Consider the following 21513-nt stretch of genomic DNA (forward strand, 5'->3'; position numbering starts at 1 on the left):
CCATGCCAGAGCTTTACCCTCCGGAACCTCTCCGGAGCCTCCGCTCAGCTCTTCCGGTGCCCTATCAGCCGCGGCTTCTGTTCCAGACCGTCGAGCCCGTGCCACGCCAGGTTCACCAGGTGCGCCGCGACCTCCGCCTTCTTCGGCTTGCGGACGTCCAGCCACCACTGCCCCGTCAGCGCCACGCTGCCCACCAGCGCCTGCGCGTACAGCGGCGCCAGCTTCGGGTCGAAACCCCGCGCCTTGAACTCCAGACCCAGGATGTCCTCCACCTGCGTGGCGATGTCACTGATCAGCGACGCGAACGTGCCCGTCGACTGCGCCACCGGCGAATCCCGTACGAGGATCCGGAAACCGTCCGTGTAGTTCTCGATGTAGTCGAGCAGCGCGAACGCCGCCTGCTCCAGCAGCTCCCGCGGATGCCCCGCCGTCAGCGCCCCCGTCACCCCGTCCAGGAGCTGCCGCATCTCCCGGTCGACCACGACCGCGTACAGCCCCTCCTTGCCCCCGAAGTGCTCGTACACCACCGGCTTGGAGACCCCGGCCTTCGCCGCGATCTCCTCCACCGACGTGCCCTCGAAGCCCTTCTCCGCGAAGAGGGTGCGACCGATGTCGAGCAACTGCTCCCGGCGCTCCGCGCCCGTCATCCGCACCCGGCGCCCACGCCGGGGCTTCTGCTCTCCGCCGCTGCCGCCCGTACCGCCGGTCCTGCCCTCGATCGCCACGTCTTCCATCATGCCGCGTCTGCGGGCGCGCTCTGGCGGCGGGCTTCGATGCGGGACTTCGCCGGCCAGCGCACATCGGTCGCCCAGCCCAGCTGCTCGAACCAGCGGATCAGCCGCGCACTGGAGTCGAGCTGCCCGCGCAGCACCCCGTGCCGGGCCGACGTCGGGTCCGCGTGGTGCAGGTTGTGCCAGGACTCGCCGCAGGACAGCACCGCCAGCCACCACACGTTGCCCGAACGGTCACGCGACTTGAACGGCCGCTTGCCCACCGCGTGACAGATCGAGTTGATCGACCAGGTCACGTGGTGCAGCAGCGCCACCCGCACCAGCGAACCCCAGAAGAACGCCGTGAACGCGCCCCACCACGACATCGTCACCAGACCGCCCACCAGCGGCGGGATCGCCAGCGACACGACCGTCCACAGCACGAACTGGCGCGAGATCGCCCGGATCGCCGGATCCTTGATCAGATCGGGCGCGTACTTGTGCTGCGGAGTCTGCTCCTCGTCGAACATCCAGCCGATGTGCGCCCACCACAGGCCCTTCATCAGCGCCGGGACCGTCTCGCCGAACCGCCACGGCGAATGCGGGTCGCCCTCCGCGTCCGAGAACTTGTGGTGCTTGCGGTGGTCCGCCACCCAGCGCACCAGCGGCCCCTCCACGGCCAGCGAACCCATGATCGCGAGCGCGATCCGCAGCGGCCGCTTCGCCTTGAAGGAACCGTGCGTGAAGTACCGGTGGAAACCGATCGTGATCCCGTGGCAGCCGATGTAGTACATCGCCACCATCAGCCCCAGATCCAGCCAGCTCACCCCCCAGCCCCAGGCCAGCGGCACCGCCGCGAGCAGCGCCAGGAACGGCACCGTGATGAACAGCAGCAGGGTGATCTGCTCGATCGAACGCTTGCTGTCCCCGCCCAGCGTGGCGGAGGGCAGCGCCTCGTCGACGGCCGGCGCCTCGGACGCCGATGTCATCTCGGGGCTCATGGTCATGGGTGTCCCTGGGGGTGAGGGGAAGGGGAAACGCGTCGAAGGACGGATCCGTGGCTACGCCTCCGTAACCTACGGCGTCGTAAGTATGGCAGCGCCGTGGCGCGCGGCAAGAGGGCACAAACAGGGGCCTGCCCGCCGCCCACCATGTGGACACCTATCCTGGGGGCGTCGGACAGCGCGGTCCGCAAGCCTCCAGAACCCCTCCAGACGTGCCCAAACACTGCAAGGAGCCGCACCTGTGAGCAGTGCCGACCAGACCCCCACCGCCAGCACCGAGCTGCGCGCCGACATCCGCCGACTGGGCGACCTCCTCGGCGAGACCCTCGTACGCCAGGAGGGACACGAACTCCTCGACCTCGTCGAGAAGGTCCGCCGCCTCACCCGCGAGGACGGCGAGGCCGCCGCCGAGCTGCTCCGGGGCGTCGAACTCGAGACGGCCGCCAAGCTGGTGCGCGCCTTCTCCACCTACTTCCACCTCGCGAACGTCACCGAGCAGGTCCACCGCGGCCGCGAGCTGCGCGAGAAGCGCGCCGCCGAGGGCGGCCTCCTCGCCCGCACCGTCGACATGCTCAAGGACGGCGACCCCGAGCACGTCCGCGAGACGGTCAAGAACCTCAGCGTCCGGCCCGTCTTCACCGCGCACCCCACCGAAGCCGCCCGCCGCTCGGTCCTCAACAAGCTCCGCCGGATCGCCGCCCTCCTGGAGACCCCCGTCGCCCAGGCCGACCGGCGCCGCACCGACCTCCGCCTCGCCGAGAACATCGACCTCATCTGGCAGACCGACGAGCTCCGGGTCGTCCGCCCCGAGCCCGCCGACGAGGCCCGCAACGCCATCTACTACCTCGACGAGCTGCACGCCGACGCCGTCGGCGACGTCCTGGAGGACCTCGCCGCCGAACTGGAGCGCGTCGGCGTCGAACTGCCCTCCGGCACCCGCCCCCTCACCTTCGGCACCTGGATCGGCGGCGACCGCGACGGCAACCCCAACGTCACCCCCCAGGTCACCTGGGACGTCCTGATCCTCCAGCACGAGCACGGCATCACCGACGCCCTCGAACTCATCGACTTCCTCCGCGGACTCCTCTCCAACTCCATCCGCTACACCGGAGCCACCCAGGAACTCCTGGACTCCCTCCAGCGCGACCTGGACCTCCTCCCGGAGATCAGCCCCCGCTACAAGCGCCTCAACGCCGAGGAGCCCTACCGGCTCAAGGCCACCTGCATCCGGCAGAAGCTCGTCAACACCCGCGAGCGCCTCGCCCACGGCACCCCCCACCAGGACGGCCGCGACTACCTCGGCACCGCCGACCTCATCCGCGACCTCACCCTGATCCAGACCTCGCTGCGCGAGCACCGCGGCGCCCTCTTCGCCGACGGCCGCATGGACCGGGTCATCCGCACCCTCTCCGCCTTCGGCCTCCAGCTCGCCACCATGGACGTCCGCGAGCACGCCGAAGCCCACCACCACGCCCTCGGCCAGCTCTTCGACCGCCTCGGCGAGGAGTCCTGGCGGTACGCGGACATGCCCCGCGACTACCGGCAGAAGCTCCTCGCCAAGGAGCTGCGCTCCCGCCGCCCGCTCGCCCCGACCCCGGCCCCGCTGGACGCCGCCGGCGAGAAGACCCTCGGCGTCTTCCACACCATCAAGGAGTCCTTCGAGCGCTTCGGCCCGGAGGTCATCGAGTCGTACATCATCTCGATGTGCCAGGGCGCCGACGACGTCTTCGCCGCCGCCGTCCTCGCCCGCGAGGCCGGCCTGATCGACCTCCACGCCGGCTGGGCCAAGATCGGCATCGTGCCGCTCCTGGAGACCACCGACGAACTCAAGGCCGCCGACGTCATCCTCGACGACATGCTCGCCGACCCCTCCTACCGGCGCCTCGTCTCCCTCCGCGGCGACGTCCAGGAGGTCATGCTCGGCTACTCCGACTCCTCCAAGTTCGGCGGCATCACCACCAGCCAGTGGGAGATCCACCGCGCCCAGCGCCGCCTGCGCGACGTCGCCCACCGCTACGGCGTCCGCCTCCGCCTCTTCCACGGCCGCGGCGGCACCGTCGGCCGCGGCGGCGGCCCCTCGCACGACGCGATCCTCGCCCAGCCCTGGGGCACCCTGGAGGGCGAGATCAAGGTGACCGAGCAGGGCGAGGTCATCTCCGACAAGTACCTCATCCCGTCCCTCGCCCGCGAGAACCTCGAACTGACCGTCGCCGCCACCCTGCAGGCCTCCGCCCTGCACACCGCGCCGCGCCAGTCCGACGACGCCCTCGCCCGCTGGGACGCGGCCATGGACGTCGTCTCCGACGCCGCCCACGCCGCCTACCGCCGCCTCGTCGAGGACCCCGACCTGCCGACGTACTTCCTCGCGTCGACACCGGTGGACCAGCTCGCCGACCTGCACCTGGGCTCCCGGCCCTCCCGCCGCCCCGGCTCCGGCGTCTCGCTCGACGGGCTGCGGGCCATCCCGTGGGTCTTCGGCTGGACCCAGTCCCGGCAGATCGTCCCCGGCTGGTTCGGCGTCGGCTCCGGCCTCAAGGCCCTGCGCGAGGCCGGCCTCGACGCCGTCCTCGCCGAGATGCACGAGCGGTGGGGCTTCTTCCGCAACTTCCTCTCCAACGTGGAGATGACGCTCGCCAAGACGGACCTGCGGATCGCCCGCCACTACGTCGACACCCTCGTCCCCGAGAACCTCAAGCACGTCTTCGACACCATCGAGGCCGAGCACGCCCTGACCGTCGCCGAGGTCCTCAAGATCACCGGCGGCGAGCGGCTCCTCGACTCCAACCCGGTCCTCCAGCAGACCTTCGCCATCCGCGACGCCTACCTGGACCCGATCTCCTACCTCCAGGTCGCCCTCCTCGCCCGCCAGCGCGCGGACGCCGAGCGCGGCCAGGACCCGGACCCGCTGCTCGCACGGGCCCTGCTCCTCACCGTCAACGGCGTGGCGGCGGGCCTCCGCAACACCGGCTGACGGCCCTTCCGCACGCATGACGGTGCCCCCGTGGAATCCTCCACGGGGGCACCGTCACGACGGAGTGCGTCAGTCCTGCTGGGCCTTGCGACGGCGGGTCACCAGGACCGCGCCGGCGGCCGCGAGGGCCAGGGCGGCGGCGGCGAGGATGCCGACCGGGGCGCTGGAGCCCGTCTCGGCGAGGTTGCCCTCGCCCGAGCCGCCGGTGGCCGAACCACCGGTGGAGCCGCCCGCGGCGGTGGTCTCACCGGTCGCGGAGCCGCCGGTCGCGGTGGTCTCACCGGTCGTGGAACCGCCGGTCGCGGTGGTCTCGCCCGTGGTGGAGCCGCCCGTGGCGGAGGCCTCACCGGTCGTGGAGCCACCGGTCGCGGAGGTCTCGCCGGTGGTGGTCTCGCCCGTGGTGGAGCCGCCCGCGGTCTGCTCACCGGTGGTCGAACCGCCGGTGGTCTGCTCGCCGGTCGTGGAACCGCCGGTCGTCTGCTCACCGGTGGTGGAGCCGCCCGTGGTCTGCTCGCCGGTCGTGGAACCACCGGTGGTGGTGCCGGACTCGGCCGCGCAGGTGTGGGACAGGTTGAAGAAGCCCTGCTTCACCTCGCCGTCGACCAGAGCGACCGCGGAGGTCAGCTTGGCACCGGCCTCCGAGGCCACGTAGGCGTGGTCGTCCTTCGGCGGGCCGAAGGACGTGATGACCTGCTCGCCGCCCGGCTCGAACGTCACCGTCAGCTTGACGAAGTCGACACCGCCGCCGGGGATGACGAAGTGCCAACCGTCCTTGTCGGCCGGGATGGTGTCCGGGCACTCCCCCTGCTGGAAGCCGGCCGCCGTGATCGGCGTCTTCTGGTGCAGCTTGAGCTCGTACGTCGGGCCCTCGGACGCCGAAGCCATCGGCGCGAGGATCAGAGAACCTGCTACGGCGGCGACGAGCGCGCCAGAGGATATGAGGGTACGTCGCATGTGCAGTCGTCCATCTGTGGGATGAGGATGCCGTGGGAGGTGGCTGAGGCAGCCTATCCGTCGCCCCGAACGGCCCTTAAGCCAGCGGTGCATAACAATTGCCCCTGGAATCAGGCCCCGTGGGGCCCCCATGGGATCCCCCAGGGAGATCAGAGCGCGAAGAACGCCGCCACCAGCACCGCCCCGCCGGCCCCCGCCAACGACCACGCCGTCCGCGACAGGCGCATCCCCCCGCCCACCAGCGGCGCCGCCAGCAGCAGCGCCCCGCCCAGCGGGAGCCACGCGTGCAGCCCCCCGCCCCAGCCCGTCCGCACGCCCTCGTCCGTGCCCGGCTTCACCACCACCGGGATCGTCACGCCCTTCTCCGCCGCGACCGAACGCGCGATCGACAGCGTCCGGCGCGTCGACGACGGGTCCTCCGGCACGTAACGGCCGCTGCACGTGTCGTCGGTGCAGTCGGTCACCGTCAACGTCCCGTGCTCACGGCCCTTCGCGAGCAGGACGTGCTGGGCGGAGTTCCACGAGGCCCAGGCGCCCGCGACGACGAGGAGCAGGGCGACCAGGGCCATGGCTGCGGTACGGACGTGCGTCATGACCCGCGATCGTACAGTCGTACGTTCCGGACGCCGACCCTACGAGTTGTACGCCGACTGCGCCCGCTCCAGGCCCTCCGCCACCAGGCACTCCACCGAGTCGGCCGCCCGGTCCACGAACCACTCCAGGTCCTTGCGCTCCGTCGACGAGAAGTCCTTCAGGACGAAGTCCGCGACCTGCATCCGGCCCGGCGGACGCCCGATCCCGCACCGCACCCGGTGGTAGTCCGCGCCCATCGCCTTCGTCATCGACTTCAGACCGTTGTGCCCGTTGTCGCCGCCGCCCAGCTTCAGCCGCAGCACCCCGTAGTCGATGTCCAGCTCGTCGTGGATCGCCACCACGTGCGCCGTCGGCACCTTGTAGAAGTCGCGCAGCGCCGTCACCGGACCGCCCGAGAGGTTCATGTACGACATCGGCTTCGCGAGGATCACCCGGCGGTTCTCGGGCCCCGGAGGCCCCATCCGGCCCTCCACGATCTGCGCCTGGGCCTTCTGCGCCCGCTTGAACGAGCCGCGGATCCGGTCCGCGAGCAGGTCCACGACCATGAAACCGATGTTGTGGCGGTTGGCCGCGTACTCGGGCCCCGGGTTGCCGAGGCCGACGATCAGCCAGGGGGCGTTCGCGTCGTCCGTCATGTGCGTCAGGTCTCCTCGTGTCCGTACAAGAGAAACGGGGCGACGGGCCCGTACGGCCCGTCACCCCGTCACGTCAGGCAGAGCCTACGGCTCAGGCCTCGGCGCCCTCGGCGGCCTCGGTCTCGGCGGCCGGCTCCTCGGCCTGCGCGGCCAGGACCTGCAGGACGACGGCGTCGGCGTCGGTCACCAGGGTCGCGCCCTTCGGGAGGGTGATGTCCTTGGCCAGGACGGAGGCACCGGCCTCCAGGCCCTCCACGGAGACCGTGACGGCCTCGGGGAGGTGGGTGGCCTCGGCCTCGACGGACAGGGTGCCGAGCACGTGCTCCAGCAGGTTGCCGCCGGGGGCCAGCTCACCCTCGGCCTGGACCGGGATCTCGACCGTGACCTTCTCGCCGCGCTTGACGAGCAGCAGGTCGACGTGGATCAGGAAGCCCTTGATGGCGTCACGCTGGACGGCCTTCGGGATCGCCAGCTCGTTCTTGCCGTCGATGTCCAGGGAGAGCAGGACGTTCGGCGTACGGAGCGCGAGACCGAGCTCGTGGGCCGGAAGGGTGATGTGGGCCGGCTCCGAGCCGTGGCCGTAGACGACCGCGGGAACCTGCGAGTCACGGCGGATGGCGCGGGCGGCGCCCTTGCCGAACTCGGTGCGGACGGAAGCGGCGAGCTTGACCTCGGACATGGTGCACTCCTCGTAGAAGGTGACGAAAAAGGTGGTCACCCGGCCACGACTGGCGATGGCCTGCTACGAAGAGCGCGTCGATAACGGACCGCCGTGACCCTCTACGGGCACGGCCTCCCTCGCCGAGCAACTACGGCAGTCTACCCGCCGCCCCGGGACCGCCCAAATGGATCAGCCCGCCCCGCCCCTCCCGCCCGGCCAGGCCCGCCGCCCACCTGCCCGGAAACGCCCCCGCGGTCCGCGCCGCCTCCACGGACACGAGAAAGGGCCGCTTCCCCCCCAAGCGGGGGAAACGGCCCTCCTCACTCAGCTACGCGGCGCTCAGTGCTCCTCGAAGAGGCTCGTCACCGAACCGTCCTCGAACACCTCGCGCACCGCACGCGCGATCGTCGGCGCGATCGACAGCACCGTGATCTTGTCCAGCTCCAGCGCACCCGGCACCGGCAGCGTGTCCGTGAACACGAACTCGCTGACCTTCGAGTTCTTCAGCCGGTCCGCCGCCGGACCCGACAGGATGCCGTGCGTGGCCGTCACGATCACGTCCTCCGCACCGTGCGCGAACAGCGCGTCCGCCGCGGCGCAGATCGTGCCACCCGTGTCGACCATGTCGTCCACCAGGACACAGACGCGGCCCTTCACGTCACCGACGACCTCGTGCACCGTCACCTGGTTGGCGACGTCCTTGTCACGACGCTTGTGCACGATCGCCAGCGGCGCGTCCAGACGGTCGCACCAGCGGTCGGCGACCCGCACGCGACCCGCGTCCGGAGAGACGATCGTCAGCTTCGAACGGTCGACCTTCGCACCCACGTAGTCCGCGAGCACCGGGAGCGCCGACAGGTGGTCCACCGGACCGTCGAAGAAGCCCTGGATCTGGTCCGTGTGCAGGTCCACGGTCAGGATGCGGTCCGCACCCGCCGTCTTCAGCAGATCCGCCACCAGACGCGCCGAGATCGGCTCGCGGCCACGGTGCTTCTTGTCCTGACGGGCATAGCCGTACGACGGGATGATCACGGTGATGCTCCGGGCGGAGGCCCGCTTCAGAGCATCGATCATGATCAGCTGCTCCATGATCCACTTGTTGATCGGAGCCGTGTGGCTCTGGATCAGGAAGCAGTCCGCGCCGCGCGCCGACTCCTGGAAGCGGACGTAGATCTCACCGTTGGCGAAGTCGAACGCCTTGGTCGGAACGAGACCGACGCCCAGCTGGTGCGCGACCTCCTCGGCCAGCTCGGGGTGGGCGCGGCCGGAGAAGAGCATCAGCTTCTTCTCGCCGGTCGTCTTGATCCCGGTCACAGCACTGTCTCCTCAGACGTGTTCTCTGGCCGCGACCCCGCGCCTGTCGAGCGCATGTGCGTGCCAGCCGAATTTGTGTGCACGTATCACGGTACGCCGAGTTCGACGTACCTGTTTCCGGTCAGCTTTCGCCGGCGGACTCCTCAGCGGCGGCCTGAGCGGCCTGCGCGGCAGCGCTGCCGGGCCGCTTCCGGGCCACCCAACCCTCGATATTCCGCTGCTGGCCCCGGGCCACGGCGAGCGAACCGGCCGGCACGTCCTTCGTGATCACGGACCCCGCGGCGGTGTAGGCCCCGTCCCCGATGGTGATGGGAGCCACAAACATGTTGTCCGAACCCGTACGGCAGTGAGAGCCGATCGTGGTGTGGTGCTTCGCCTCGCCGTCGTAGTTCACGAACACGCTCGCCGCACCGATGTTCGAGTACTCGCCGATCGTCGCGTCACCCACGTACGACAGGTGCGGGACCTTCGTGCCCTCACCGATCGTCGCGTTCTTCATCTCGACGTACGTACCCGCCTTGGACTTCTTCCCCAGGTTCGTCCCCGGACGGAGGTACGCGAACGGACCCACCGAAGCGCCCTCGCCCACGGAGGCGGAGAAGGCGACCGTGTTGTCCACCCGGGCACCCTTGCCCACGGTCACGTCCGTCAGACGCGTGTTCGGCCCCACCACGGCGTCCTCCGCGATGTGCGTCGCACCGTGCAACTGCGTACCCGGCAGGAGCACCGCGTCGGCCTCGAAGGTCACCGTGACGTCCACCAACACGGACCCGGGGTCCACGACCGTGACGCCGGCCATCATCGCCCGCTCCAGCAGCCGCCGGTTCAGCAGGGCACGGGCCTCGGCGAGCTGCACCCGGTTGTTGATCCCGAGGATCTCCCGGTGGTCGCCGGCGACGGAGGCACCGACCCGGTGACCCGCCTCACGCAGGATCGACAGCACGTCCGTGAGGTACTCCTCACCCTGGCTGTTGTCCGTCCGCACCTGACCCAGCGCCTCGGCCAGCAGCTTCCCGTCGAACGCGAACACACCGGAGTTGATCTCCCGGATGGCGAGCTGCTCGGCGGAGGCGTCCTTGTGCTCGACGATCTCCGTCACGGCCCCGTCGGCGTCCCGCACGATCCGCCCGTACCCGGTCGAGTCCGGAACCTCGGCCGACAGCACGGTCACGGCGTTGCCGTCCGCGACGTGCGTCCCGGCCAGCGCCTTCAGCGTCTCCCCGGACAGCAGCGGAGTGTCGCCACAGACGACCACCACGGTCCCCTCGGGCGCGGCACCCAGCTCCTCCAGAGCCATCCGCACCGCGTGCCCCGTCCCGTTCTGCTCCTCCTGGACGGCGGTGCGGGTCCCGGCGTAGTGCTCCTCCAGATGCCCCCTCACCTGCTCACGGGCGTGCCCGACGACCACGACGAGGTGCTCGGGCTCCAGCTCCCGGGCGGCGGACACGACGTGCCCGACGAGCGAACGCCCGGCGATCTCGTGCAGGACCTTGGGGGTCTTCGACTTCATGCGGGTGCCCTCACCCGCTGCGAGGACGACGACGGCTGCCGGGCGGTTGGCGCTCACGGGAATGCCCTTCGGCTTTGGGTGGTGGACGCACGAAGGATACCGGGGGACAAGGAGGCGGACATGAGTGCGGGTCCTGACCCGTGAGGGTAGGACCCGAACTGAGCATATTGCTCCCCTGCCAGGACTCGAACCTGGAATAAATCATCCAAAGTGACCCGTGTTGCCAATTACACCACAGGGGATTGCATATGCGGCCGAAACGGACAAGTCGCTAGTCCCTCGGCTTGGCGGCCTCCACTATGCCGTACCAAGACCCTTCGATGCGACGGTACAGGCGGGAGCCCGCGGCCACCCGGATGATCAGACACCCTCGGTATTCGGACCCGGTGTTTTTGCGTACGGTCTTCGGGTTGTGCTTCTTGAGTGTGGTCTTCTGCAGGCGATCGACGGAAACTCCGGCGAGGCCCGCCCAGTACGCCTCTGCGCCGGCCACGTCGGCGGACTCGTGGATCATCACCCGGAAGCTCAGCTGTTCGCGAGGGATTTGAAGGAGATCGAGCCAGGCCAGGTAGACGGTGATGACGCTGGGATCGCTGTTGATAAAGGCAACGGTTTCGTCGCGGCGGTAGGGCTTGCTCTTGGAGCCCTCTGCCCAGTACAAGGCGACGCCTGCAAGGAACAACTCCCGCTGGCTGAGGGCCCCGACCGCGGCTTGCGCCTCACGAATGGCCGCCGTCCGTGCGGCCTCGCGGAGGGGGCCCTCGTGGGCCCATCGCTTCAGGGCTGCCTCCCTGCCCTGCTCCGCAGGAGTCCGGTGGTCGACCTTCGGCAGGTCCCTCACCCACAGCGAGATCGAGCTCTTCGAGCAGCCCAGCTCGACCTGGATCTGGTCGTAGGTCCAGCCCTGGAGGCGTAGCTCGCGGGCGCGGTCGCGGAGGTCGTCCTTGGCGTTGGGGCGCTTGGTCCAGGCCGGCGGTGGCTCGCCCTTCACCAGGCGGTGGAGGAGGTCGTTGTTGTAGATCTTCAGGCGGTCGCGGATCTGGCGGAGGCTGAGGCCTTCTCGGCGCAGGGCGACGGCCTGTTCCCGTAGGTCGTCGAAGTCCGCGTACCGGTTCGTCTCGGCTGTCATACGAACACCATCGTCCGGAATGCGGACGTCCGGGTCGAAGATTCGGGCGATTCAACTGTTCGAGGGACTGGTGTGCGCCGGGTTGACGTGGGGTCCCACCCGTAGGGTGGTGGGTATGACCACAACGGGGGCAGACCGGGACGCCGTGGGCGTCGGGACTTGGTGGTGGTGGGGGAGACGGCGGAGCGCCGTGCTCGACGGGGTGCTCGCGCTCGTGTCCGCGCTGGAGTGTGCCGTCGAGGGCGTCGGGTTCGCCGACAAGGCTTCGCTGCCGGTGCCGCTGGGGGTGGTGTTCGGGCTGCTCGTGGGGTCCGTGCTGCTCGTCCGGCGCCGCTGGCCCATCGCCGTGGTGCTCGTGTCGATCGCCGTCGCGCCCGCCGAGATGGGCTACCTGATGGGGATCGTCGGGCTGTACTCGCTCGCCGCCTCCGAGGTGCCCCGGCGGATCACGGCGGTGCTCGCGGGGATGTCGACGCTCGCGGTGTTCGTCGTGACCGTGGTGCGGATGCGGCAGGACGTCGCCCAGGACATCGATCCCAGTGGCTGGTACGTGCCGAGCGTCTCGCTCTTCATGACGCTCGGGCTCAACGCGCCGCCCGTTCTCTTCGGTCTCTACATAGGGGCGCGGCGTCGGCTGATGGAGAGCCTGCGGGAGCGGGCCGACAGCTTGGAGCAGGAGCTGTCGCTGCTGGCGGACCGGGCGGAGCAGCGGGCGCAGTGGGCGCGGCAGGAGGAGCGGACGCGGATCGCGCGGGAGATGCACGACGTGGTGGCGCACCGGGTGTCGTTGATGGTGGTGCACGCGGCGGCGTTGCAGGCGGTGGCGTTGAAGGATCCGCAGAAGGCGGTGAAGAACGCGGCGCTGGTGGGGGACATGGGCCGGCAGGCGTTGACGGAGCTGCGGGAGATGTTGGGGGTGCTGCGGGAGGAGGCGGTTCCGGCCGCTCCGGCGGCGGTGCCGCTGGCGGCCGTGGGGCGGGCCGCTGCCGCTGCCGCGGAGGCGGCGGCCGAGGACGGGCCGTGTCTGGAGGCCCTGGAGGGGTTGTGCGAGCAGTCGCGGCTGGCGGGGGCGGCCGTGGAGCTGGTGGTGACGGGGGAGGCGCGTCCGTATGCCCCGGAGGTGGAGCGGACGGCGTACCGGGTGGTGCAGGAGGCGTTGACGAACGTCCACAAGCACGCGGCGGGTGCGAAGGTCGTGGTGCGTCTGGCGCATCGGGGCGCGGAGGTCGCGATGCAGGTGGAGAACGGGCCGTCGGACGCGGCGGTGGCGGATGTGGGGCTGCCGAGCGGGGGGAACGGGCTCGTGGGGATGCGTGAGCGGGTGGTGCGGCTGGGGGGTGTGTTCGTGTCGGGTCCGACGGAGGCGGGGGGTTTCAAGGTGTCGGCGGTGCTGCCGGCCCTGCCGGTCGGCTAGCCCGCCGTGAGGCGGGTCGGCTGGGCTCCCGTGACGAGGGCCGACAGGGCGGCGTCGATGTCCTTGCCGAGGTACCAGTCGCCCGCGTGGTCGAGGCTGTAGACGCGGCCTTCGACGTCCATGGCGAGGACGGCCTGGTGTTCGCCTTCTTCGCCGAGGGGGGCGAGTTCGGTGTCCAGGGCGCGGCCGAGGTCGGCGAGGGTGCGGGAGAGGTGGAGTCCGGCGAGGGGGTCGAAGCGGACGGCGGCGGGCGCTATCTGCCGGCCGTGGCCGGGTGCGGTGATCCGCAGGCCGCCGAATTCGGCCCAGGCCTCGACGGCGGCGGGGAAGACGCTGTGCCGGTGGCCGGCGGGGGAGATGTGGGCGCGGAGGGTGTCGGCCCATTCTTCGGCGAGCTTGATGTCCCAGCGGCCGGGTTGCCAGCCGGCTTCGCGGAGGGCGGCGTCGACGTTGACCGGGAAGCGGGTGGTGCTGAGGTGGTCGGGCATGGGGTGCGGTCAGCCGTTCTCGACAGGCGTGGTGGGGTCGACGGCGCGGACGCCGAAGTGGGCGAGCATCGCCGTACAGGAGCGGCAGGGGGCTGCGTAGCTGCCGTGGAGCGGGTCGCCGTCCTCGCGGATGCGGCGGGCGGTGAGTTTGGCCTGCTTGAGGGAGCGGCGGGCCTCGCTGTGGGTGAGTGGTTTGCGCTGGGCGCGTTTGGAGCGGTTGTTCTCGGCGGCGGTGAGGTGCCGGGAGAGCAGGATGGCCTCGGGGCAGCGGCCGGTGAAGCGTTCCCGTTGGCTGCTGGTGAGGGTGTCCAGGAAGTCCTGGACGAGGGCGTGCAGGACGGGGGGCTGGTCGCCGCGGCCCGCGGTGCACGTGAGGGTCTCGCCGCGGACGGAGAGGGCGGCTCCCACGGTGGGGAGGATTCCGTCGCGGCGGTGGCGCAGTGAGGGTGCGCGCGTGGTTTCGGCGCTGCTGCTCCAGTTGAGGCGTGGGTCACCCTGTGTGGGCGTTGTTGCTGCGTACATGGCGCTGGTCTTCCCCTCCTGCAATCCCCCGAGTTGCGTGGACAGCCTGCCAAATAGGGAGCCATATGGGGAAGCTGGGGCGGCGAAACGCGTCTTCGGTGTGTCGGAATCATGGTGCACCTGTCATGGCGTCGTGACAGTTGGTCACTCTCGGTCGCGGAGGGATCGGGTCCGGTTCGGCCTCTTGTGGCAGCGCATAGGCTGTGCGGCATCAGTCGGCCGCAGCCGTCGACTGTCGGTAGCAAGCAGTCAGCGACGCCATGCAGGGGGCAACCGCCATGACGACAGGTCGGCTCGGGCAGGACACCGCGCCACCGAACGCGGCCTACGCCGGGCAGGTCGTGCATTTCCCGGATCCGGTCCGTGCGTCCCGTCACCCCAGAGGGGTACGGGTGGACGAGCGCGGCTATCCGGACTTCTCGCCGTACGCGCGCGCGGCGGCGGAGATCGCGGACCCGCCGGAGGGCTTCGGTGTCGACGAGCTGCGTCTGACGGACTACGTGTCGGCGAACGCGGCGCTGGCGGCGACCGGTCATGAGCTGTGGGACACGATTCCGTCGGTGGCGACCCCGCACGGCTGGACGTGGCACCACGTGGCGCGTTCGCGGCGGATGGAGCTGGTGCCGGTCGAGGTGAAGGCGCTGCTGCGGCACCACGGCGGGGTGGCGACGGCCGCCGTGGACCAGTCGAAGCGGGGGACGCGTCCGCTGCAGGAGACCCGGCCGGTGCACTTCGGGCTGCCGAAGGGCCGTCTGTCGGTGTCGGAGCAGCAGCTCCAGGGCGTCGAGGAGGATCTCGGCTATCGGCTGCCGGGGGCGTACCGCTCGTTCCTGAAGGCGGCGGGCGGTTGTGCCCCGGTGGGGGCGGCGCTCGACGCGGAGCTGGGTGTGCTGGTGGACCAGCCGTTCTTCACGGTGCGGGAGGAGGCGGGGGTCAATGACCTGGTCTACGTCAACAAGTGTCTCCGTGACCATCTGACGAAGGACTACCTGGGCGTCGCTTTCGTCCAGGGCGGTCTGATCGCGCTGAAGGTGCGGGGCGCGGCGGTCGGTTCGGTGTGGTTCTGCGCGTACGACGACGCGCGGGACTCCGGCGAGGTGGCGGCCGGGTGGACGGTGAACGAGCGGGTGGAGCGGCTGCTGCTGCCCTGCGGTGCGGACTTCGACGCGTTCCTCGGGCGTCTGGCGGGCAATCCGCCGGAGCTGGAGACGGTGGCGAACCTGATGGTGGACGGTGGCTTCGCGCGTGCCGTGCCCGTGGTCCCGGTGGGGGAGTGAGCTGGCTGTGGTGACGTTCGCGCAGGCGCAGGAGCGCGCCGAGGAATGGGTCAACGGTGATCTGCCGGGCTATCAGCACCGTGAGGTGCGGGTGCGGGAGTTCGAGCTGGGGTTCGTGGTGTGGGCGGAGGACCGCGAGGGCGGTCCGACGTCGGACGGCGGGCGTCAGCGGCTGGTGATCGCGCGGGACAGCGGTGAGGCGACGCTGTGGCCGGGGCTGCCGGTGGGTGAGGTGATCCGGCGGTACGAGGAGGAGTACGGGGCGACGGACGAGGTTCCGGCGCAGGCGGCGGTGCCGGCGGCGCGGATCGATCTGAACCAGACGTCCTTCTTGTTGAGTCCGCCGGAGTGGTTGCAGGACGCGGCGGACAAGATCGGGTTGCCGAGGGAGGAGTCGCACGCCTCGCAGGAGAGCGTGAGCGCGTCGGCGCCGTTGGACGATTCGTCGGACGCGGTGGGGGTGGCGGGGCCTTCGGCCTCGGTGGCTTCTTCTGCTTCTTCTGCTTCCTCGGCTTCTTCCGCTTCCTCCGTCTCGACGGACTCGTCGGCGTCGGCGTCGGTGACGGGGGCGGAGGACGCTTCGGAGGCCGCGACGGCTCCGGCTCCGGCCGTGGAGCCCGCACCGGCCCCGGTCTCGGCCCCGGCTTCGCCCTCGGCCCCGGCTTCGGAGGACGACGCGTACGAGCCGACGGCGATGGACGGTGTCCCGGCGTCGAGCCCGGCCGTGTCGGGCCCCGCGGCGCCGCCCGCCCCGCCGGTCGCGCCCGCGGCTCCGCCCGTCCCCGCGCCGTCCAGCCCGTGGGTGGACGCGAACGCGAGTTCCGGTGGTGCGGACGGGGCGGTGCCGCTGCCCGCGACGGTCTTCGCGCCGCCGCTGTCGGGGACGGACGACGAGGACGCCCCGCCGCCGTCGGTGGGCGCGGACGCGCCGACCGCCCTGATGAAGGGCGGCAGCGCGCTGCCGCCGACCGCGATCGCCCCCCGTCTGGACCCGGCGGCACCGGCCCCGGGCACGGTTCCGCCCGCCCCGCCGTCGCCGCCCGCGCAGGCCGGTCCGGGCGCGCCGCTTCCGCCGCCCGCGCCCTCGGCGCCGGGTGCCGGGGACATCGCGGGCGCCGCGACCAGCAAGGCCACCCCGCCGCCGAGGGCCGGGCGCGGTCCGACGCCGCCTCCGCCGCCGGGTGTTCCGGGTGTGCCGGGGGCCTCGTCGGGCGGCAACGCGTACATCCCCACGCAGCTGGTGTCGCAGCTCGGGCCCGACGGGCCCCAGCCGCCCGGTCCGCCCGCGCAGCCGGGTCCGCCCGGTCCTCCGCCTCCGCCCGCTCCGGCGCCGCCGGTCGGCGGGCACACGCCGCCGCAGCCGGTGCACCACGCGGCGACGATGCTGGCGCATCCGAACCAGGGCGGTCCGGGCGCGCCTCCGCCGCCCCCGCCGCCGCCGGGTGTGCCGGGCGGTACGCCCGCGGGCGGGATCGCGCACGCGGCGACGATGCTGGCGCACCCCGGTCCGGGTGGTCTGGGCGGTCCGGGGGCTCCTCCGCCCCCGCCCGCTCCGGCGCCGCCGGTCGGCGGGCACACGCCGCCGCCCGGTCCCGTGCCTCCCGGTCCGGTGCCTCCCGGTCCGGTGCCAGGGGCGCCCGTGCCTCCGGCGTACGGCTATCCGCATCCGGCGGGTCAGCCGACGGTCGGCCCCGGCTACCAGGCGGTGCTGCGCTATCGGGCGCCGGACGGTTCGGAGGCGCAGATCATCCGGCGTTCGGCGCCGGGCACCCCGCATCCGGAGTGGCAGATCCTGCACGAGCTGCGCGCGCTGAACGTGCCGCCGCAGCAGGTGCTGGAGCTCCACACGGAGCTGGAGTCCTGCGAGCTGCCGGGTGGTTACTGCGCGCGGATGATCCGGGAGACGTGGCCGCAGGCGCGGATCACGAGCATCGCCCCGTACGGCCGTGATCATGCGGGCCGGCAGCAGGGCATGCGTCAACTGCTGACCCATCAGGGCGAGTTGCATCAGGTCGCGGACGGTCCGGCGCGTCCGGCCCCGGTGCGGGCGCCGCTGCCGCAGGTGCAGCCGGCGCCGCCGATCCCCCCGGAGGGGATCGCGCAGGAGTTGGCGGGCGCGTTCGGCCCGGGCGTGCTCCGGTTCGACCAGCGGGCGGTGTCCCGGCAGGGCGTGCCGGAGATCGTGGCGCGCACGCTGGTGTGGGCGGGGCTTCCGGCGGACTTCGGTCCGTTCTTCTGGGCGCAGCCGGCGGTGCCGGTGGTGCCGACGCTGGCGGAGCTGGCGGCGCAGCGGCAGGTGCAGGCGGCGCCGGACGCGAGCTCGTACCTGGTGCTCGGTTCGGACTTCGGCCGGGCGATCTGCGTCCAGTACGGGACCGCGCACATCGTGGCGGTGCCGGTGGAGGCCGGTCCGGGCGGGCAGTCGGTGCCGCCGCAGTTCGTGAACACGGGGCTGCCGGAGTTCACGCGGTCGATGGCGCTGCTCGGCCGGATGTGGCGGCTGCGGTTCGGGCTGAACCCGGAGCAGGCGGGTCGCTGGACGGTCGATTTCCAGGCGCAGCTGGCGATGCTGGACCCGGCGGCGCTGTCGTCGCCGGAGAACTGGTGGTCGGTGCTCCTCGAGCAGATGTGGGACGGTCTGCTGTAGCGAGGGGGAGTCGGAATGTGATGAAAGGCGCTCGGCGTGTGGCCACGTTGGGCGCCTTTTGTCCGTTCTGATGCCGCATTCTTTATGGGTCGGGCTTTACGGGTCGGGACCAGGGAGAAGGGGCGTCCGGGATGAGTTTCGCCGTGGGGCGGGGGCGCGGGTACCGCCCCGAGCAGGTCGACCGTCACGTCGCCGCACTCGAACGGGAGCGCGACGCCGGCTGGGAGCGGGCGGCGCGGCTCACGGTCCTCGCGAAGGAGATGGAGACGGAGGCCGCCGGGCTCCGCCTGGCCGTCAAGCAGCTGGCCCCGCAGCGGTACGAGTCCCTCGGCGAGACCGCGCAGAAGATCCTGGAGCTGGCCGAGCACGAGGACGAGCGGCTCGTAAGGGCCGCCGAGTCGGAGGCGCAGGCCCTCGCGGAGGCCGCCGAGCGGGCGGCCCGGGAGGCGACGGAGGCCGCCGAGGCGTATGCGCGGGAGGTCAGGACCGCGGCGGACGCGGAGGCCCTGGCGACCCTGGAGGAGGCCCGTGCGCGGGCCGAGGAGATGGTGGCGATCGCCCGCCGGGACGCCGAGGGCGCCCGGGAGGCCGCGCGGGAGGCCTTCGAGGAGACCGAGCGCCGGGCGGAGGCGCTGCTCGCGGAGCAGCGGGAGGAGCAGCGGACCGTACGGACCGAGGCGGAGCGCACGGCCGAGGCGGAGGCGGCGGCCCTGGACGCCCGCCACGAGGAACAGGTCGCGGCGGCGCAGGCCGGGCTCGCGGAGACGCAGCGGGCCCTGGCCGAGACGGAGGAGCAGGCCCGGCACGGCCAGGAGGACGCCGAGGCCCGCGCGGCGGAGCTGCTCGCCGAGGCCAGGGTGAAGGCGGAGCGGATCGAGCGCGAGACGGAGCGGGTGCTGCGGGAGCACGAGGAGGCCCGGGACGAGATCCACTCCCACATGGAGCACATCCGCACCTCGCTGGCGGCGCTGACGGGCCGCCCGACCGCGCCGGAACGGGCCGAGGAGAAGCCCGACTCGGCGGAGGACGGCGGCTCCGAGGACGCCGACTAGGCTCCGTCCCATGCTGATGAGACTGGTGGCGGTCACGCTGGACTGCGCCGACCCCATGGCCCTGGCCGCCTTCTACCACCGGGCCACCGGGCTCCCGCTCGCGGACCGGTCCGACGACGAGTTCGCGGGACTGCGCGGTGCGGACGGCCTCTTCCTCGGCTTCCAGCGCGTCGACGGCTACCGTCCTCCGTCCTGGCCGGGCCAGGAGGTCCCGCAGCAGCTGCACCTCGACTTCGACGTCGACGACCTGGACGAGGCCGCGGCCCGCCTCGTGGAGTGGGGCGCGACCGTCCCGGACGTCCAGCCCCGCCCGGACCTGTGGCGGGTGGTCCTGGACCCGGCGGGCCACCCCTTCTGCCTGACGATCCCGCGCGGGGCCGCGGCCTCGTGACGGGCGGCGCGCCCGGCCGCCCTCCGGGGCGCTACTTGACGGCGATGTCGGCGAAGGCGAGGGCGATGGCCTCGGGGTCGTCGTCCTCGTCCTCGTGGAAGCTGGTGGACGCCCACGCCTTGGTGAGGTGGAGGCGACGGGCCTCGGGGGAGGCCGGGTCGCCGACGATGAGGACGACGTCCTGCTCGGTGGTGAGGTCTTCGACCGCCTGCACCCAGCGGCCGGCGGCGGCGTTGCGCTCGTCGTTGCGGACGATGATCAGGCTGCCCCGGCGGGGCTCGTCGGAGCCCTTGTCGGAGGCGACGAAGGCGTCGACGTCGAACTCGTCGCCGTCGACGAGCAGGTTGATGACGTCGTCGAGTTCCTCGGTCCGCGCGTCGCCGAGGTCGAGGTGGTAGGTGCCCATGCGGATGCTCCAGGGGGTGGGGAGGGTCAGTAGAGCTCGGGGGAGGTGCGGACGGGCATGCGCATCTTGAAGACCTTGCCGGTCGACAGGAAGAAGATCACCCGGGCGTTGTCGCCGGGGGTGATCAGGTGGGTCGGCTTCTCGAACATGAGGTGGTACTTGCCGGGCGTCAGCTTGAACTCGCCCTTGGCCGGGATGGTGACCTTGTCGACCTTCACCATCTTCGAGGACTCCGAGTCCACGACGGTCTGGTAGATCGTGATGTTCTTGTAGTCGGGGCTCTTGACCTTGGTGACGTCGATGGGCTCCTCGGAGGAGTTCTTGAGCGTGGTGTAGCCGGCGGCGGGCAGCGCGTTGGGCAGCCACCGCACCCAGGTGGTCTCCGGAACCGTGGTGACATACGTCGAGACGGGCGTCTTCATCGGCGCGCCTTTCGGTCGTGAACGTCAGCGGCCCAGCTCCTGGGCCGCTGTGATCAACGACCGTCGAACCCCCGGGGCGTCAAAATCGGCCGATACTCGCCACATCGTCCGAAACCATGTCCTCTGTCAGGAAAACGTCCGCCCACACCGTCTTCCCCGGCGCCCGCAGCCTCGGACACCACCCCCACCGGTCGGCGAGCGCTTCGACGAGCAGCAACCCCCTTCCACCCTCCCGGAGTTCAGGCTCCTGAAGGCGGCCGGGCCGGGGCGGTACGCGCTCCGCCCGGGTGTCGCTCACCTCGATCCGCGCCGTGGGGCGGGGCCCGCCCGCGACCCGCAGGAGCAGCTGGAAGTCCCGCCCCGGCACGTGCCCGTGCCGCACCGCGTTCGCCGCCAGCTCGGCCGCGACCAGCACGACGGTCTCGTGCGCCTCGGTCCCGTACGGGACGCCCCACTCGTCGAGCCGGACGGCGACGAGGCGGCGCGCGAGCCGGGCGCCCCGGGCGGTCGACGTGAACCTGAGGGTGAAGATCCGGCCGCCCAAGTAAGGAGAGACACCTGAGAGTTGGCTGGTGCCGGTGGGGCTGTCGTTGTTGCTCGTCATGCCTCCCACGCTCCTCTTGGTGGCGTAGCGTGACCAGGGGTGACGCGCTGACGCGATCTGCTTGTACGTGCCGTGTCGGTGCCGGTACGAGAGGTGGGGTGCGTTGGCGGAGGAAGAGCCCGAGGCCGAGGTGGGCCAGGCGGCGGACAGGTCGGGCCTGGGGGCGGTGGCGGCGTTCGGGCAGAGCCTGAAGACGCTGCGGGTGAGGGCGGGGATGGAACGGGAGGAGTTCGGCAAGCGGCTGGGCTACTCGGCGTCGACCATCGCCTCGTTCGAGCAGGGGCGGAGGATCCCGCCGCCGAAGGCGATCGACCGCGCGGACGAACTGCTCGACGCGGGCGGGCTGCTGAAGGTCTGGAAGGACCAGCTGGAGCGGGCGCAGTACCCGGCGTTCTTCCAGGGGATGGCGCAGCTGGAGAAGCAGGCCATAGAGCTGCTGATGTACGACACGATGGTGGTCAACGGCCTGCTCCAGACCGAGGAGTACATGAGGGCACTCCTGGACATGCGGCGCCCGCCGCTGGACGAGGAGACGATCGAGCAGCGGGTGACGGCCCGACTCGTACGCCAGGACATCTTCGACCGGCGCCCTGCTCCCCTGCTGAGCTTCGTCATGGACGAGTCGGTGATACGGCACCGGTACGGCGGCAAAGAGGTGCTTCGAGGCCAGCTGGAGCATCTGCTCCTGATCGGCCAGCGACGGAACGTCGAGCTCCAGGTCATGCCGACCGAGTGCGAGGACAATGCGGGCGTGAACGGGCCGTTCACGGTCGTCACGCGCAAGGACGGAAAGAAGTTCCTCTACGTC

The 21513-nt window shown here is 71.4% G+C and carries 21 protein-coding genes and 1 tRNA gene; 7 read left to right on the forward strand and 15 right to left on the reverse strand.

Going from position 1 to position 21513, the window contains the following annotated elements; all coding sequences use genetic code 11:
* Positions 1–44 precede the first annotated feature (44 nt).
* Both ACFYUZ_RS31540 and ACFYUZ_RS31545 read right to left on the reverse strand, forming a co-directional pair.
* A complete protein-coding gene (locus ACFYUZ_RS31540; protein ID WP_225801455.1) occupies positions 45–734 on the reverse strand; it encodes a TetR/AcrR family transcriptional regulator in 690 nt (229 codons plus the stop codon).
* Positions 734–1717: an acyl-CoA desaturase gene (locus tag ACFYUZ_RS31545; protein WP_389314974.1), complete on the reverse strand. Its 984-nt coding sequence runs from the start codon at positions 1715–1717 to the stop codon at positions 734–736. Before ACFYUZ_RS31545 ends, ACFYUZ_RS31540 begins: the two co-directional genes overlap by 1 nt.
* Positions 1718–1955: 238 nt before the next feature.
* On the opposite strand from ACFYUZ_RS31545, the gene ppc reads away from it, so the two are divergent.
* Positions 1956–4685: a phosphoenolpyruvate carboxylase gene (ppc, locus tag ACFYUZ_RS31550; protein ID WP_389314976.1), complete on the forward strand. Its 2730-nt coding sequence runs from the start codon at positions 1956–1958 to the stop codon at positions 4683–4685.
* 69 nt (positions 4686–4754) lie between these two features.
* Here ppc and ACFYUZ_RS31555 read toward each other — a convergent pair whose 3' ends face one another.
* From ACFYUZ_RS31555 to ACFYUZ_RS31590, 8 genes are all read right to left on the reverse strand, one after another.
* Positions 4755–5570, reverse strand: coding sequence for an LPXTG cell wall anchor domain-containing protein (locus tag ACFYUZ_RS31555; RefSeq protein WP_389314978.1), 816 nt, complete (start codon positions 5568–5570; stop codon positions 4755–4757).
* Positions 5571–5788: 218 nt separating this feature from the next.
* Positions 5789–6232: a hypothetical protein gene (locus ACFYUZ_RS31560; protein ID WP_389314980.1), complete on the reverse strand. Its 444-nt coding sequence runs from the start codon at positions 6230–6232 to the stop codon at positions 5789–5791.
* Positions 6233–6271: 39 nt separating this feature from the next.
* The gene (gene pth, locus ACFYUZ_RS31565; RefSeq protein WP_389314982.1) at positions 6272–6868 is read right to left on the reverse strand and encodes an aminoacyl-tRNA hydrolase; all 597 of its coding nucleotides are present in this window, start codon (positions 6866–6868) and stop codon (positions 6272–6274) included.
* Positions 6869–6959: 91 nt separating this feature from the next.
* Positions 6960–7547, reverse strand: coding sequence for a 50S ribosomal protein L25/general stress protein Ctc (locus ACFYUZ_RS31570; RefSeq protein WP_389314983.1), 588 nt, complete (start codon positions 7545–7547; stop codon positions 6960–6962).
* 321 nt (positions 7548–7868) lie between these two features.
* Positions 7869–8843 carry a ribose-phosphate diphosphokinase gene (locus tag ACFYUZ_RS31575; RefSeq protein ID WP_015034148.1) on the reverse strand — a complete coding sequence of 325 codons (975 nt, stop codon included), beginning with the start codon at positions 8841–8843 and terminating at the stop codon, positions 7869–7871.
* Positions 8844–8964: 121 nt separating this feature from the next.
* On the reverse strand, positions 8965–10410 hold the full coding sequence (gene glmU, locus ACFYUZ_RS31580) for a bifunctional UDP-N-acetylglucosamine diphosphorylase/glucosamine-1-phosphate N-acetyltransferase GlmU (RefSeq protein ID WP_389314985.1): 1446 nt from the start codon (positions 10408–10410) through the stop codon (positions 8965–8967).
* A 113-nt stretch (positions 10411–10523) separates the two neighbouring features.
* Positions 10524–10595 (reverse strand) — tRNA-Gln (locus tag ACFYUZ_RS31585).
* Positions 10596–10624: 29 nt separating this feature from the next.
* A complete protein-coding gene (locus tag ACFYUZ_RS31590) occupies positions 10625–11482 on the reverse strand; it encodes a hypothetical protein (RefSeq protein WP_389314987.1) in 858 nt (285 codons plus the stop codon).
* Positions 11483–11597: 115 nt separating this feature from the next.
* Here ACFYUZ_RS31590 and ACFYUZ_RS31595 point away from each other — a divergent pair, with 115 nt between their 5' ends.
* Positions 11598–12896, forward strand: a complete 1299-nt coding sequence (locus ACFYUZ_RS31595) for a sensor histidine kinase (protein WP_389314989.1) — start codon at positions 11598–11600, stop codon at positions 12894–12896.
* Here the strand turns inward: ACFYUZ_RS31595 and ACFYUZ_RS31600 are convergent.
* Complete coding sequence (locus ACFYUZ_RS31600; RefSeq protein WP_389314991.1) at positions 12893–13384, reverse strand: SUKH-3 domain-containing protein; 492 nt, start codon at positions 13382–13384, stop codon at positions 12893–12895. The genes ACFYUZ_RS31595 and ACFYUZ_RS31600 overlap by 4 nt on opposite strands.
* A gap of 9 nt (positions 13385–13393) precedes the next feature.
* Positions 13394–13906 (reverse strand): YwqJ-related putative deaminase, encoded by a 513-nt coding sequence (locus ACFYUZ_RS31605; RefSeq protein ID WP_389314993.1) that lies wholly within the window; start codon positions 13904–13906, stop codon positions 13394–13396.
* 278 nt (positions 13907–14184) lie between these two features.
* Between ACFYUZ_RS31605 and ACFYUZ_RS31610 the strand changes: the two genes are divergently transcribed.
* The 4 genes from ACFYUZ_RS31610 to ACFYUZ_RS31625 all read left to right on the forward strand — a co-directional run bounded on the left by ACFYUZ_RS31610 (position 14185) and on the right by ACFYUZ_RS31625 (position 19273).
* The gene (locus ACFYUZ_RS31610) at positions 14185–15183 is read left to right on the forward strand and encodes an SMI1/KNR4 family protein (RefSeq protein WP_389314995.1); all 999 of its coding nucleotides are present in this window, start codon (positions 14185–14187) and stop codon (positions 15181–15183) included.
* 7 nt (positions 15184–15190) lie between these two features.
* A complete protein-coding gene (locus ACFYUZ_RS31615; RefSeq protein ID WP_389314997.1) occupies positions 15191–17830 on the forward strand; it encodes an SUKH-4 family immunity protein in 2640 nt (879 codons plus the stop codon).
* Between the two features lie 131 nt (positions 17831–17961).
* Positions 17962–18882, forward strand: coding sequence for a cellulose-binding protein (locus tag ACFYUZ_RS31620; RefSeq protein WP_389314999.1), 921 nt, complete (start codon positions 17962–17964; stop codon positions 18880–18882).
* Positions 18883–18892: 10 nt separating this feature from the next.
* Entirely contained in the window at positions 18893–19273 is a 381-nt protein-coding gene (locus tag ACFYUZ_RS31625) for a VOC family protein (RefSeq protein WP_389315001.1), read from the forward strand.
* A 31-nt stretch (positions 19274–19304) separates the two neighbouring features.
* On the opposite strand, the gene ACFYUZ_RS31630 is transcribed toward ACFYUZ_RS31625, so the two are convergent.
* From ACFYUZ_RS31630 to ACFYUZ_RS31640, 3 genes are all read right to left on the reverse strand, one after another.
* Entirely contained in the window at positions 19305–19679 is a 375-nt protein-coding gene (locus tag ACFYUZ_RS31630; protein ID WP_389315002.1) for a hypothetical protein, read from the reverse strand.
* Between the two features lie 26 nt (positions 19680–19705).
* Positions 19706–20101 (reverse strand): copper chaperone PCu(A)C, encoded by a 396-nt coding sequence (locus ACFYUZ_RS31635; protein WP_389315004.1) that lies wholly within the window; start codon positions 20099–20101, stop codon positions 19706–19708.
* Between the two features lie 79 nt (positions 20102–20180).
* Positions 20181–20705, reverse strand: coding sequence for an ATP-binding protein (locus ACFYUZ_RS31640; protein WP_389315005.1), 525 nt, complete (start codon positions 20703–20705; stop codon positions 20181–20183).
* Positions 20706–20808: 103 nt separating this feature from the next.
* Here ACFYUZ_RS31640 and ACFYUZ_RS31645 point away from each other — a divergent pair.
* Positions 20809–21513: helix-turn-helix domain-containing protein (locus ACFYUZ_RS31645; RefSeq protein WP_389315007.1), on the forward strand; the 705-nt coding region annotated here is incomplete at its 3' end.

Source organism: Streptomyces sp. NPDC004266 (assembly GCF_042874095.1).
Classification (GTDB): Bacteria; Actinomycetota; Actinomycetes; order Streptomycetales; family Streptomycetaceae; genus Streptomyces.